Below are 13,616 nucleotides of genomic sequence, written 5' to 3'. Positions count from 1 at the left end.
TAGCTGTTAGAAAAGTTAGCTGTCAGCAAGAAATAGCTGTCGGTAATAGAAGGAAAAAGGCTAGCGCATTGCGCTAGCCTTTTTGTTTGTCAGGTGGTTTAACCTAACTTAACCGAACTTAACTTAAGTAGCGCTGCTCCAGATGACGCCTGAAGTGGATCGGGTTGAGCACCTCGCCGGTCACTTGAGTCACCAGCTCATCTGTGGTCAGAAGCGATCCTTGAGACCAGATGTTTTGGTTGAGCCAATCCATAACCTGGGTGATATTGCCCTGTTCAATCAGGCTGTCGATATCGCCCAGCACCTTGACCATGTTCGCCTTAAACTGGGCCGCGTACATGGCGCCCAGGCTGTAACTTGGGAAGTACCCTAGCTCGCCTACCGGCCAGTGGATATCCTGCATGCAGCCGTTGCGATCGTCCCCACGGGTGGATAGCCCCAAAAGGCTCTGCATCTGCTGGTCCCAAAACTCGGGAAGGTCGGCGACCTGCAGACTCTTGTCGATTAGGCCTTTCTCTACCTCATATCTCAGCATGATGTGGCAAGGGTAAGTCACCTCGTCGGCATCGACCCGGATCAGGCCAGGCGTCACTCGCTGCACCAGGTGTGTCAGGGAATCCTGAGTGAATTGGCTGCCCAGATGATGATTAATCTTCTCTGTAAGCAGGGCAATCATCGCCGGGCTTCTGGCGAGCTGCATCTCGAAAAACAGGCTCTGGCTTTCGTGGATTGCCATGGAGCGCGCCAGCCCAACAGGTTGGCCGCGCCAGTCGATGGGCAGTCCCTGCTCGTAGCGGGCATGGCCTACCTCGTGGATGGTGCTATAGAGGGAGGTGGCAAAATCGGCTTCATCATAACGGGTGGTGATGCGCACATCGCCGGGCACGCCGCCCGAGAAGGGGTGGCTGCTGGTGTCCAGGCGTCCCTGATTAAAATCGAAGCCAAGGAGGCGCATCACATCCAGGTTGAGGGCCTGCTGGGCACGGGGGCTGCTGTGGGGGATGGCTACGGCTTGCCAGCTCTGCTGCCTGGCTTGCACCTGCTGGATCATTTCCGGCAGCCAGGTCCTCAGCTCGCCAAATACCTTGTCCAGCGCCGCCGTTTGACAACCTGGCTCAAACTTATTGAGCAGGGCGTCATAGGGGGAAAGGTCCTGCACCTCGCCGAGGATCTGCGCCTCTTCGCGTACCAGGGCGATCACCTTCTCCAGATTTGGCCGAAAGCCCTGCCAGTCGTTGTCTTTGCGTTGCTGACGCCAGGCATGTTCGCAGGCGTAGGTGAGCGCCGTCTTCTGCTGCACCAGCTCGCCGGGCAGGGCGGTGGCCTGCAGCGTGTGATAACGCATCTCTCTCAGATTGGCCTTCTGCGACGCGGTTAAGGCCTCTTCGTCCGCCGCCGACAAGTTGTTGACCAAAGAGGGGGCGGTCTTGAGCGTGTGAATATGCAGGGCCAGCTCGGCCATGGCCTCGCCCCGTCCTTGGCTGCCGCCACTTGGCATCATGGTGGCCTGATCCCAATCCCCCAGGGCTTGCAGATGCTGGAAGTGATGGATCTGTTTAAAGGCGGCGCACAGGGCGTCATAGTGCGGCGTCGCCGAATCTTGCTTGTTTGCTGTCATAGTGGCTGTCGACCTTAAGTTAACCTGGCTGACATGCTAACACGAGAATGGCCGAAAACGAGTGTTGATATGCGAGTGTCGATAAGCAGGGCCGTCCTGGTTAAGACGGCCTGTACAGAAGGCGAGCTAAAGCGTGTTTAGGCTTTCAGCAGTGCCAATGCGGGCTGGCGGTTGCCTGGATAGAGGCGATAGGCCTTATGGTGCTTGATGCAGCTGGCTTTCTTGTCGCCTTGGCTCAGCAGCAGCGCGTGCTTAACGGCGTGCAGGGCGATCAACTGCTCGTCGGCGCGCATATAGAGAGTGATGGGCTTGATAAGCTTACCCTCGACCAGATGCTGCTCATACTGCTCGACCGAGATCACCAGGCTGTTTTGACCGTCGCTGTCGAGCCTGAGCTTGCCGCTCACCTCACAGTCGAGGATAACCAGCCAACCCTGGGCTTCGAGGTCGGCAATCAGCGCCAGCAGCGATTGACCCACCTCGGCATTTTCCATGGCCGGTAGGTATTGGGTTTCGATTCGCTGCAGCAGCTGGGGGAGCTGGGCGCCGGCGCCCTTGCTGCGCCCTTCTCGGATCCAGAGGGCCAGGTCATCGGCCACCAACTTGGAGAAGCGTCGCTCCTTGAGTGATTGCACCATCCAGTTGCAGAGGAAATGGCTCTCTGCCGCCGGGGTCTTGATGCTGCCTGGATTGGCGTTGCGCGCCGCCAGATCGGCGAGGCCCGCCTGGGCTAATGCCACTAGGGCCTGGTTGTAGCTTTGCTCTGTCATTGCGTCTCCACGCAAAAGAAAAAAGGGATGCGGCGCTGAGTATACCCTATCGGCGCGCTTATCAATATCGGCAGGATAAAGAAAACCGCCGCGCTTTGGCTGTGCGGCGGTCTGTCTATATGTAAGCCCTGTCATTGGCTAGCGCTGTCGGCACTTTTGCCTACTGGGGGATGAGACTCGCCGCGGTGAGGATAAGCTTAGGCTCGGCGCGCACCTTGTAGTTAGGATTGATGTATTGAAAGTGCACCAGCCCCGTTTTGTCCGTGACATAGACGGCGGGCACCGGCAGCACCAGGCGGGACTCGCCGGCGGCGTTCTTCCACAGCTTATTTTTCAGGTGCATCTTGGCCATGTATCTATCCGATATGCTCTGACTGGTGAAATAGGCCAGGCCGAAGGCGCGCATGGCATTGAGGTCTGCATCCGAGACCAGGGTGTAGTTGAGATCGTTCTTGGTCATGGAGGCGCGCAGCTCCTCTGGCGCATCGGGTGAGATGCCGATTAGTTGAAAGCCCATCTTGAGGAGATCGCCTTCGATCGCCTGCAGCTGACCCATCTGGGCGTTACAGAAGGGACACCAGCCGCCGCGGTAGAAGAAGAGTACGCTGGGCTTCCCCTGGAGCATCTGCTGCAGATCTACCGAATTGCCCTTAAGATCCTTTACCTGAATAGCGGGCACCGTCTGACCGTTCAGTAGCGGCGAGATAGATGTCGGGCTTTCAGCTATCGGCTTAGCTGATGCTGAGGGTGCGATGAGCGCCAGGCTCATCAAGGTAAAGAGTAGGGCGCTAAGCAGGGCGCCAGCGCGTGAATTTTGTGTCTTGGTCATAGGGTGGCCTTCTCGTGATTGTTTTAACTGTCGAACAGACCCAGGCGGCGGCCGTAAACTTTCACCCTGATGTGGAATTAATCGATGCGAACAAAAAAGGCACTGTTAAGTGCCTTATTTGATTAGATAATAATTTTGTGACCGTACGTCGATTATTTTTGCTTCTTTATTTTCGCATTGGATGAGTTCTTCACCTTCACCCGGCGAGACCCCATGTTCTTCTCGGCGATCACCTGAGCACCCACGTTGTCGCTGCGCTGTTGCTTCTTGGCGAAGCTGCGACGCTTCTGCAGCTGTTTGATCAAGAGATCGCGACTGCCCACCTCATAGCCTGGGATGGTGATGCGGCGGATCTTAGTGCCGATCAATTTCTCGATGTCGGCTAAGGTGCGCTCCTCTTCACGGCTCACCAGCGAGATGGCGACGCCACTGCGACCGGCGCGACCGGTACGACCGATGCGGTGGACATAGTCTTCGGCCAGGAAGGGCAGGTCGAAGTTGACCACATATTCCAGCTCGGGGATGTCCAGGCCGCGAGCGGCGACCTCGGTGGCCACCAAGGCGCGCACCTTACCCTCTTTAAATTCTCGCAGCGCACGGCGACGATTGCCCTGGGCCTTCTCGCTGTGAACTACAGCTGAGGGGATGCCGTCCAGGTTGAGTTCTTTCACCAGGACGTCGGCGGCCTCACGGGTGGCGGTAAATACCAATACCTGTTGCCAGTTCTTCTTGCCGATCAGCTCTGAGAGGAGTTCACGCTTGCGGCGCTGCTCCACAGGGTAGACCACCTGGCTGACGGTCACCGCCGTGGTGTTCTGCTTGTCGACGGCGATCAGCTTAGGCTTGACCAGCATCTCGTTGGCCAGCTGCTTGACGGCACTTGAGAAGGTGGCGGAAAACAGCAGGTTCTGACGGTCGCGATTAACCTGCTGCAGGATCTTCTGAATGTCTGTGATGAAGCCCATGTCCAACATGCGGTCGGCCTCATCCAGTACCAGGAAGTCGACGTTAGACAGGTTGAGGTTACAGGCTTGCAAGTGCTCCAGCAGGCGGCCTGGAGTGGCGACTATGATGTCGGCGCCTTTCTTTACCTTAGCCGCCTGGGTATCCATCTTGACGCCGCCATAGACGGTCAGCACTGAGATGGGCAGGTAACGGCTGTACTGCTTTATGTTGTCGGCCACCTGAGCCACCAGTTCGCGGGTAGGGGCCAGGATTAGCGCGCGGGTGTTGGAGCGCTGAGTGTCGCTTGGGCTATCGAACATCTTTTGCAGAATAGGCAGGGCGAAGGCCGCCGTCTTGCCGGTACCCGTCTGGGCGCTGGCCAGCACATCCTGTCCGCGACGGATCGCCGGGATGGCCTCTTTTTGAATGGGCGTCATTTTTTGGTACCCACATTCTGAGATGGCGCGCAAAATCTCGGGAGCAAAACTGAAAGATTCAAATCTCATGGGATATCCTGTTGTTTACCTTTTAAAATAACGACATATCAAATTGAGTTTAGTCCAGACTCGAGCTGTACCTTAACCCATTACCACCCTGGGCCACAAAGGCGGCCGCGGAGTATAGCAAAATTTTCGGTTAAAACCTGCACTTTTATCTGCCGCAATTATCGCCTGTGCCGATAATTTGGGTCAATTTGACACTTAAGCGCGCTGAACTAACCTTATTAAGTTAACGTTTGGAGGTTGTCACAGGCATGGAGGCTTAGGTGTATATTTGGTATGCCCCAACTGCGAGGCAGCATCCTGCTTTGGATGAGGGGATGTCATGTCGATAAATGTCTTGATCGTCGATGATTCGCTGAGCGCCTGCCGCGTGCTCAGTCGTCACTTTTTGCTGCTGGATGTGGACAAGGTGGAGTTCTGCCGCGACGCCCGCAGCGCCATTCGAACCTTAAGTAAATATAGCGATGACTACCAGATAGTGGTGGTGGACCTGCATATGCCCGAAGTTGACGGCATAGAGTTTCTGATGCGTCTGAGTAAGATGGAGTTTAAAGGGGGGATCATCATCGCCTCTGGCATGGAGTCGCGTATCGTCGAGGCCGCCTCTCAGCTGGTGGAGGCCTCCAAGCTCAGGCTGCTGGGCGCCCTGATGAAACCGGTCACCACAGAGCAGCTCAGGGTCTGTGTCGAACGCTATCGTCTGATGGCCTTTCAGGGCAACGGTGTGCGCCACAAGGGATTGATGAGCATCGACGAGATCCGCCGCGCCATCAACTCCAATAAGATCATTCCCTATTATCAGGCGCAGGTGGATATCGCCCGCGGCAAGATAAAGGGGTTCGAGGTGCTGTGCCGCCTGCAGCAGGGCACTCGCTTGCAGTTGATCACTCCAGATAAGTTTATCGATGTGGCCGAGTGCAACAACGCCCTCAACAGCCTGACCACTAAGCTGCTGAATAACGCCATCCCAGAGTGGGCGCTGATCAGCCAGTTTGAGTCGTGCAAACAGTGCCACCTGTCGATCAATCTGACCCCTAAGCAGCTCAATCAGAGTGGCTGGCATACCCGCCTGATGCAGTACTGTGAGCAAAACCTGTTGTCGCCGTCGCGCCTGACGGTGGAGATCACCGAAAATCAGGTGTTGGATAAACAGCGTCAGCACTCCACCATCAGCCAGTTGAGGATGAACCGTATCGGTGTGGCCATAGACGACTTCGGCACCGGCTATACCAATCTCTCCCAGCTATGCACTCTGCCCATCAGCGAGCTGAAGCTGGATCGCAGCCTGGTTCATGGCATACATAAAGACCCTGTCTCCCAGACCATACTCAAATCTATGCAGGCGATCAGTGGCAAGCTCGGCATTCATCTGGTGGCCGAGGGAGTAGAGGATATCCATGATCTCAACTATCTGGAGCAGATCGAAGATATCTCCTTGCAGGGCTACCTCATCTGCCGTCCTAAACCCTACAGCGAGCTGGTGCGCTGGCTAAAGGCCCGCGAGCGTCTGGTTCAGGCATAAACAAAAACAGCACCTTAGGGTGCTGTTTTTATGGATAAAAAGCCTAACTTTTATATGGCTTTTGTCCTATATAACCTTTGCTTTATATGGCCTCGGTCGCCTTGAGTAGCCAGTCGAGCTCAGCGCCCAGCATCAGCGGGCTCAGGGTCTCTCTGACTCTCTGATGGTAGCCATTGAGCCAGTTGATCTCGGCGTCATTCAGCAGCTGCTTATCGATAAGACGTGTGTCGATCGGGATCAGGGTGAGGGCATGGAACTCATACATCTCACGCTCGGCGCCGGCCAGGGCCTCGCAGGCCTGCACTGTGATGAGATTTTCGATACGAATACCAAAGGCATCGGCGCGGTAGTAGCCCGGCTCGTTCGACACCACCATGCCTGGCAGCAGGGCGACGGCATTGCTGTTCTTGGCGATGCGCTGCGGTCCCTCATGGACGCTGAGGAAGTGGCCCACGCCGTGGCCCGTGCCGTGGTCATAATCGAAGCCATGCTGCCACAGGTATTGACGGGCGAAGCCGTCGAGCTGTTGGCCCGTTGTGCCCTTAGGGAATCTGGCCTGATCCAGGGCGATATGGCCCTTCAATACCAGGGTGACCATCTTACGCTGCTCGTCGGTGACCTCGCCGATGGCGATGGTGCGGGTAACGTCTGTGGTGCCATCCAGATACTGAGCGCCCGAGTCCACCAGGTAGATGCTGTCCATGGTCATCATGGCTGGGGTGCCGTTGTTGTGGTTGTAGTGGCACATGGCGGCGTTAGCACCGGCGGCCGAGATGGTATCGAAGCTCGGCTCGCGATACTGGGGATCTTCCAGGCGGAAGCTCTCAAGCTTGTCGGCCAGGGTGCCTTCGTCATAGAGACGCTGGGCGGCCACTTCGGCGTCGAGCCAGGCGAGGAAACGGCTCACGGCCACGCCGTCGCGAATATGACAGGCGCTAAGGCCGGCGAGTTCGGCCGGATTCTTCTGCGCCTTGGGCAGGGCAACCGGATCTTGCCCGGCGATCAGCCTGGCACCGGCTTGCTTTGCCGTTAGCTGCATCCAGGCGTTGGCGCTGTCTGGGTCGGCCAGTAGCTTGACGCCATCGAACTTAGATAACACGCCTTCGAGTTCGGTTTCGGCCATGAAGTTGACGCCAGCGCCCACATGGGCCTGGATCCCCTCTGGTAGCTTGGCGAGATCGGTAAAGAGTGTCATCTCGCCATTCTTATACAGCAGGGCCGTGCCTAAGACCACGGGCAGACGAGGTACGTCGTTGCCGCGAATGTTCAGCAGCCAGCAGAAGGAGTCCAGTGCGCTGATGAGCGCCACATCGGCACCGGCTGCCGCCACGGCCTTACCTATCTGCTCACGTTTCACGGCGCTGCTGACGCCGGCGCTCTGCTCACTAAAGAGGGTGATTGGGGCGCTGGAGGCGGCGGGGCGCTCTTGCCAGTGGCGATCGATAGGGTTGTCTGTCATCGCAATCAGCTCTATACCGGCGCGCTGACACTGGGCCTCGGCCTGTTGTTGCCAGCTCAGGGTATGCAGGCGTGGGTCATAGCCGATGCGAGCGCCTTCGTTAAGCTGGGCGATGAGCCAAGGAATCTGTGGTGTGTCGGTGAGACTCTGATAATCGAACTGAGCACTGTCTACCTGCTGCTTGACCTGAACCGTGTAACGGCCATCGATGAAGATGGCGGCGCGCTCTTTGAGCACTATGGCCATGCCTGCCGAACCGGTAAAGCCGGTGAGCCAGTGCAGTCTTTCGTTACGCTCGGGGACATACTCGCCCAGATATTCGTCGGCCCGGGGCACGATGAAGGCATCGAGGGTTTGGCTGAGCATGTCGCCTCTTATGGCGTCCAGACGTTGTGCGGTTACAGATGTCATGAAGTCTCCTTTAGTACCCAGTTGCGGGGCCATCTAAGCGTGGCCTTCTGGGCTTGAGCGAATAGGCTTGGCCTTATCTCCAGAGGTGAGATATTGGCTGAGTTGCCGCTGATTATCGCAGCTCAGCGGGTGAGTTGGAAGGGAGGCGCGAAAAAGCGTATCAAGGACGGCGTAAAGTCTGGCGTGAGCCGCCGGATGTGCTGTGGTTATTGAATCGGGGGGCTGTGGGCATTGCATCAGATAGCCCAGAGGGGCAGAGATTCAGCGTGATATCCGCCAATATCTGCGTTCTAGGCTGGTAAAGTTTGTCGCGAGTCAGTATTTTGCTTATAAGTGAACGATTTGTGATTAGGGGCTGTTGACCTTTTGAGCACAAATTTTGTTTTCAAGATGAAGCCTAGGGGCAGCGTCTGTATCATATTTCTACTGGGTTATCGCTTATTCATCTAGCGCACTAGATTGCAAGCCTTATGGCTTGCATTAAATCGATACAGAATGCTGCATAAATGAACGCGAAAGATCAGCAGATCCTAACTTTTATGCCAAGAAATGTATGGGTATTAACCCTGGCTCAGGCCTTTGCCATGAGTGCCACCCCCATGATGATGTTGCTCGGCGGCCTGATTGGCGCCGAATTAGCGCCAACCCCGGCGCTGGCCACCCTGCCGATTGCCATCATGGTAATAGGCGTGGCCATCTCTGTGGTGCCTGTTAGTCGTTTGATGCGTCGCTTCGGCCGCAAGAAGATCTTTCTGCTGGGCAGTGGCTTGGGGGCAAGCGGTGGTCTCTTGGCGGCCTTCGCCACTCAGGCGCAGCTCTTCGTGCCTTTCTGTCTCAGTGGTCTGCTCTTGGGCTCTGCCGGGGCGATAGTACAGCAATACCGCTTTGCGGCCATGGAGTCTGTGGCGGCACTCGATAGCGCCAAGGCGGCCTCCCGGGTCTTGGTCGGTGGTTTGGTGGCCGCCATCATGGGGCCAGAACTTGCGGTGCTGGGTGAAAACCTGTTTGCCACGCCTCATGTGGGCGCCTTCCTGTTTCTGATCTGCGTCTGCCTGATGGCGGGGCTGGTGCTCTGTTTCTATCAGGAAAATCGCCAGGACAAACCGGCCCATGTGGCATCTCATCAGGTAGTGCGCCCCCTTGGCAACATCTTGTTGCAACCTTCTATCTGGACCGCCATCGGCGCGGCGACCATAGGCTATGGCATGATGAGCTTCATCATGACGGCCACACCCCTGCATATGCATCACATGGAGCATTATTCCCTGGCCGATACCAAGTGGGTGATCCAAAGTCACATCATCGCCATGTATTTCCCATCGCTGTTTAGCGGCTATCTGGTGGCCAAGTTTGGCACCAGCCGCATGATGCTGGTGGGCCTGGCAGCCTATGGTGTGACCATCACGGTAGCCTTGCTCGGGCGGGAGTTGTTGAACTACTGGGTGGCTCTGGTGCTGCTCGGCGTCGGCTGGAACCTGCTGTTTGTGGCCGGAACCGTCTTGTTGCCGCGTTATTACCACAGTGAAGAACGCTTTAAGGTTCAGGCCTTTAACGATACCTTCGTCTTCGGTTCCCAGGCCCTAGCCTCCTTGAGCGCCGGCTGGGTGCTGCACTGGTTAGGCTGGGAGGTGATGCTGCTCACCTGTATCCCGCTGCTGGCCATTCATCTACTCTTGATGGCCTGGGGGCGGGTGCCCCTTAGGCTGACAAATGAGCAGAAAATAGATGAAACCTGATAGCTCTTGATGGAAATTCAATCAAAGCAAGGTGTTAGTCGCATTTTATATAGCCTTAGTTGATGGTTTTTGTGATAAAATTTAGCGATACACAACTCTTCTACTCATTGCGCCGAGAGGCTCTCGCCGTGATGAGCTAGTCGGCTACGGAGCTCGTTATGCAATCCCTGACCATAGATATTGGCGCGACTACCGCCCTGTTCGAAATTGAGACTCAGGGGCGCACCGAGCAATATAAAATCGCCACCGGCGAACACTTCACCCTGGCCGATCTCAACCGCCACATCGCCGACATCGAAGTGGACTACGGCCTGAGTGACTATGCCTTAGGGGTGGCGGTGCCCGGACTGGTGAAGCAAGATACCCTGATCGCTTGCAAGGTGGCACCCAAGCTCAACGGCCTGTCGCTGGCCAAGCTCAAGACTCAGGCCCGCTTTAGCCTGCTTCACAATGATATCGATGCCGGCATGCTGGCGGTCTGTGACCCCAAAAATGCCTGCGAATTGCTGCTGATGAGCGGCGCCGGCATAGGCATGGCGATCGCCATTAAGGGCGAGCCGTTTCTCGGTGCCGGCGGCGTAGCCGGCGAGCTGGGCCATTGCCGGGTGATGAGTGAAGGGGGCGAGTACAGTCTGGAGCAGCTGGCCAGTGGCGAGTCGATTCGCATTCGCGGCCTCAAGAGTCCGCAGGAACTCTACCGCGCCGGTAGTTACCTGGGGATGGGGATCGCCTGGGCCATCAACCTGCTGAACCCTAATCGTATCTGGCTTGCTGGCCCTATGATGAATCAGCCGGACTATTACAAGGGCTGTGTCGAGTCCCTGAGACAACTGGCGCTGACGGCGCCGCTGGGGGATGTTAACATCGCCCGGGTCGATGATATGGAGACCCTGGTGTGCCGCGGCCTCAAGGTATTGCTGGCCCAGCACGCCGAGTGAAGTCCTAGCTCATAAAGTCATAGCTCCTAAAGCCACAGCTCCTAAAGCCAACAGAAGTAAAAACATTACGAGTAAAAGCATTGCGAGCAAAATCAGAAGGCACTAATTCGATTTAGTCTTTATTCTGCTTTTAGGTTTGTCGAAACGATTGCTGTTCCCCTTTAAGTAATCCCTCCCTAGGCGTTGCTTGCCTGCGCACCTTGAAGATTTTTCTTTCTGTTAGCTACTGCTTTTTTGTATACATTATGCTAAAAAGGCTGCCTATCATTCTTCTTTTCCATGGTGGTTGCGGGTTGGCCCCGCGACTGCCGTCAAAGGTGTTAACTATGAGTGTAAATACCACAGGCTTAATTGGCACTGGTTTAATCACGACTGTAGGCGTTGGCGGCTCGACGCCCGAGCAGGAGCTAGCCAAGCTGTCCGATATGACCCAAGGGGTCGAAGGGATCTCGGCGCAGGAGTACAGGGCGCGTATCGACAAGGCACAGCAGCTGATGCGTCAGCAGGGGATCGCGGCTATCTATCTCAACGCCGGCACTAACCTCTACTACTTTACCGGCACGCGCTGGTACGCCAGTGAGCGTATGGTGGGCGCCATATTGCCGGCGGAGGGTGAGCTTGAATATATCGCTCCCGCGTTCGAACTCGATACTCTCAAGGGTTATATGGTTATCGAGGGGCGGGTGAACTGCTGGCATGAGGATGAGAGTCCCTATGGCCTGTTCGTTCAGCGACTCGGTGAACTTGGCATAAGCCAAGGCAAGCTGGCGATGGATGAGTCGGCGGCGTTTTTCATCTTCGATGGCGTGCGTCAACTGGCGCCGGCATTTGAATTCGTTAACGGTAAGACGGTTACCGCCTCCTGTCGCATGATCAAGTCTGAGACAGAGCTAGCTCTGTTGCAGCGTGCCAAGGATATGACCCTTGAGGTGCACAAGGCCGCCGCACGCATCTTGCATCAAGGGATCACAGTCGGCGAGGTGGAGAGCTTTATTCACCAGGCCCATAAAGCCGTAGGCGCCCCGGCTGGCTCCTATTTCTGTATCGTGCTCTTCGGTGAAGACTCGGCTTATCCCCATGGGGTCAAGTCGCCTAAGGCGCTCGAGCTTAACGATACCGTGTTGATCGACACCGGTTGTCAGCTGCACGGCTATAACTCAGATATTACCCGCACCTATGTCTACGGCACGCCGAGCGAGCGTCAGCGTCAGCTGTGGCAACTGGAACAAGATGCTCAGCTGGCCGCCTTCGAGGCCGCTAAGGTGGGGGCACCTTGTTCAAGCGTAGATCGCGCCGCCCGCGACGTACTCGAGCAGGCAGGTTTCGGCCCTGGCTATGACCTGCCGGGTCTGCCTCATAGGACGGGACATGGCATCGGCCTGGATATCCATGAGTGGCCCTACTTGGTGCTGAATGACCATACGCCGCTGGCCCCTGGCATGTGTTTTAGTAACGAGCCCATGCTGTGTGTGCCGGGTGAGTTTGGGGTGCGCCACGAGGATCACTTCTATATGACACAGAGTGGTCCTAAGTGGTTTACCCAACCGGCTCACTCTATCGACAATCCCTTCGGGTATTAATACCAATCCTAGTAAATAACTGAGCATGCTAGCTTGTTAAAACGTTCGATAACTGCGTTACTATTTTTGATTGTAGAATAACTACTTATCAAAGAACTTCGCCTTGTTATCGAACGTTTTTCCTGTGCTATTTCCGATCACTTACTTACCGTGATTGGTACGATACAAAAAACGCGCCTTAGGGCGCGTTTTTCATGTCGTAAGTCACTGTCTCTACCTATCTATGCTAATCAACTCAACATCGAAGATAAGCACAGAACCGCCGGGGATCTTGCCGGCGCTGCGGTTACCATAGGCCAGGCTGCTGGGAATAAAGAAGCGGGTCTTTTCCCCTTCGACCATCAGCTGTACCCCCTCGGTCCAGCCCTTGATGACGCGATTAAGCGGGAAGGCGATAGGCTCGCCGCGCTCGACCGAGCTGTCAAACACTGTGCCGTCGATCAGTGTGCCATGGTAGTGAACCGTCACGGTATCGCTGGCCTTGGGATGGACACTGCCGTCACCCTTTGCCAAAACCTTGTACTGGAGCCCCGAAGCGGTCTCGATAACCCCCTCCTCTGTCTTGTTCTGAGCTAGAAAGGTCTCGCCCTTGGCGATATTCTCCTTAGCCGCCTTCTGGTTGTTCATGCTGGTAAAGAAGTAAAACAAGACGCCGGCGATCACCACGACTGCTAATATCATTCTCATCTTTGATTTTCCTATAAAAGTGCGGCCTTCATCATAGCCAATTGTGCCCTGTGGGTAAACGAGGAGGGCTCATCTGGACCAATAGGCTAGTTAACCCCTAGCTGTGTCAGCAGGGCTTGCCCTTGAGGTGATACCAGGGCGCCTAACAGGCTGAGGTTGATGATGACGGTCAGCCAGAGCACAACACGAAAAGCACGCTTACTGGACTTGTGCCTCAGGTGCTGCTGCCCCAGCATGGCCCCCGGCCAGCCACCCAGTAGGGATAACCAATGCAGACGACTCTCTTTAATGCGCCAGGTGTCTTGCCTGGCGGCACGTTTGTCGATGGCGTAGCTGGTAAAAGTGATGAGGCTTATGACGACGTAATAGATGAAGACTGCTATTGGTAGTCGTTGCAACAAACTAGCAAGTAGTAGGCCGATAAACAGTGCCATCATCAGCAGGAGGCGTAGTTTATCGGCTAGGGTCCATCTCGTCCCTTTTTGTCTGATCTTTCCCCCATGAGGGCGCTTGGAGCTTGATGTCTTGGGGCCTGTTGTTTTTCCAGGCCCCCTTATGCTTTGCCTAGGTTTTACGCTTTGCCTGGGTGTTGCACTGTGACTGTTAGGACTATTCTGT

The 13,616-nt window shown here is 55.9% G+C and carries 11 protein-coding genes; 4 read left to right on the top strand and 7 right to left on the bottom strand.

The window, feature by feature from the left end; genetic code table 11:
• Positions 1 to 118 precede the first annotated feature (118 nt).
• The 4 genes from K0H81_RS15335 to K0H81_RS15320 all read right to left on the bottom strand — a co-directional run bounded on the left by K0H81_RS15335 (position 119) and on the right by K0H81_RS15320 (position 4,668).
• Complete coding sequence (locus K0H81_RS15335; protein WP_220058874.1) at positions 119 to 1,618, bottom strand: carboxypeptidase M32; 1,500 nt, start codon at positions 1,616 to 1,618, stop codon at positions 119 to 121.
• 137 nt (positions 1,619 to 1,755) lie between these two features.
• Positions 1,756 to 2,388 carry a DUF2913 family protein gene (locus tag K0H81_RS15330; RefSeq protein ID WP_220058873.1) on the bottom strand — a complete coding sequence of 211 codons (633 nt, stop codon included), beginning with the start codon at positions 2,386 to 2,388 and terminating at the stop codon, positions 1,756 to 1,758.
• Positions 2,389 to 2,548: 160 nt separating this feature from the next.
• Entirely contained in the window at positions 2,549 to 3,217 is a 669-nt protein-coding gene (locus K0H81_RS15325) for a peroxiredoxin-like family protein (protein WP_220058872.1), read from the bottom strand.
• A 152-nt stretch (positions 3,218 to 3,369) separates the two neighbouring features.
• Positions 3,370 to 4,668 carry a DEAD/DEAH box helicase gene (locus K0H81_RS15320; RefSeq protein WP_220058871.1) on the bottom strand — a complete coding sequence of 433 codons (1,299 nt, stop codon included), beginning with the start codon at positions 4,666 to 4,668 and terminating at the stop codon, positions 3,370 to 3,372.
• 319 nt (positions 4,669 to 4,987) lie between these two features.
• Between K0H81_RS15320 and K0H81_RS15315 the strand changes: the two genes are divergently transcribed.
• The gene (locus tag K0H81_RS15315; RefSeq protein ID WP_220058870.1) at positions 4,988 to 6,187 is read left to right on the top strand and encodes an EAL domain-containing response regulator; all 1,200 of its coding nucleotides are present in this window, start codon (positions 4,988 to 4,990) and stop codon (positions 6,185 to 6,187) included.
• A gap of 82 nt (positions 6,188 to 6,269) precedes the next feature.
• Here the strand turns inward: K0H81_RS15315 and K0H81_RS15310 are convergent, their stop codons facing one another.
• Positions 6,270 to 8,057 (bottom strand): aminopeptidase P family protein, encoded by a 1,788-nt coding sequence (locus K0H81_RS15310; RefSeq protein ID WP_144200961.1) that lies wholly within the window; start codon positions 8,055 to 8,057, stop codon positions 6,270 to 6,272.
• A 506-nt stretch (positions 8,058 to 8,563) separates the two neighbouring features.
• On the opposite strand from K0H81_RS15310, the gene K0H81_RS15305 reads away from it, so the two are divergent.
• The 3 genes from K0H81_RS15305 (at position 8,564) to K0H81_RS15295 (ending at position 12,311) form a co-directional block, all read left to right on the top strand.
• Positions 8,564 to 9,793 (top strand): MFS transporter, encoded by a 1,230-nt coding sequence (locus tag K0H81_RS15305; protein ID WP_258406305.1) that lies wholly within the window; start codon positions 8,564 to 8,566, stop codon positions 9,791 to 9,793.
• A gap of 158 nt (positions 9,794 to 9,951) precedes the next feature.
• Positions 9,952 to 10,731, top strand: coding sequence for an ROK family protein (locus tag K0H81_RS15300; protein ID WP_220058869.1), 780 nt, complete (start codon positions 9,952 to 9,954; stop codon positions 10,729 to 10,731).
• A gap of 326 nt (positions 10,732 to 11,057) precedes the next feature.
• Positions 11,058 to 12,311 carry a M24 family metallopeptidase gene (locus tag K0H81_RS15295; protein WP_220058868.1) on the top strand — a complete coding sequence of 418 codons (1,254 nt, stop codon included), beginning with the start codon at positions 11,058 to 11,060 and terminating at the stop codon, positions 12,309 to 12,311.
• Between the two features lie 213 nt (positions 12,312 to 12,524).
• Here K0H81_RS15295 and bamJ read toward each other — a convergent pair whose 3' ends face one another.
• Positions 12,525 to 12,998 carry a BamJ family beta-barrel-assembly machinery protein gene (gene bamJ, locus K0H81_RS15290; protein WP_220058867.1) on the bottom strand — a complete coding sequence of 158 codons (474 nt, stop codon included), beginning with the start codon at positions 12,996 to 12,998 and terminating at the stop codon, positions 12,525 to 12,527.
• 86 nt (positions 12,999 to 13,084) lie between these two features.
• On the bottom strand, positions 13,085 to 13,435 hold the full coding sequence (locus K0H81_RS15285) for a DUF1294 domain-containing protein (RefSeq protein ID WP_220058866.1): 351 nt from the start codon (positions 13,433 to 13,435) through the stop codon (positions 13,085 to 13,087).
• Between the last annotated feature and the right edge of the window lie 181 nt (positions 13,436 to 13,616).

It is taken from the genome of Shewanella halotolerans, assembly GCF_019457535.1.
Lineage (GTDB): Bacteria > Pseudomonadota > Gammaproteobacteria > Enterobacterales > Shewanellaceae > Shewanella > Shewanella halotolerans.
This window is presented reverse-complemented; position numbering and strand designations above follow the sequence as displayed.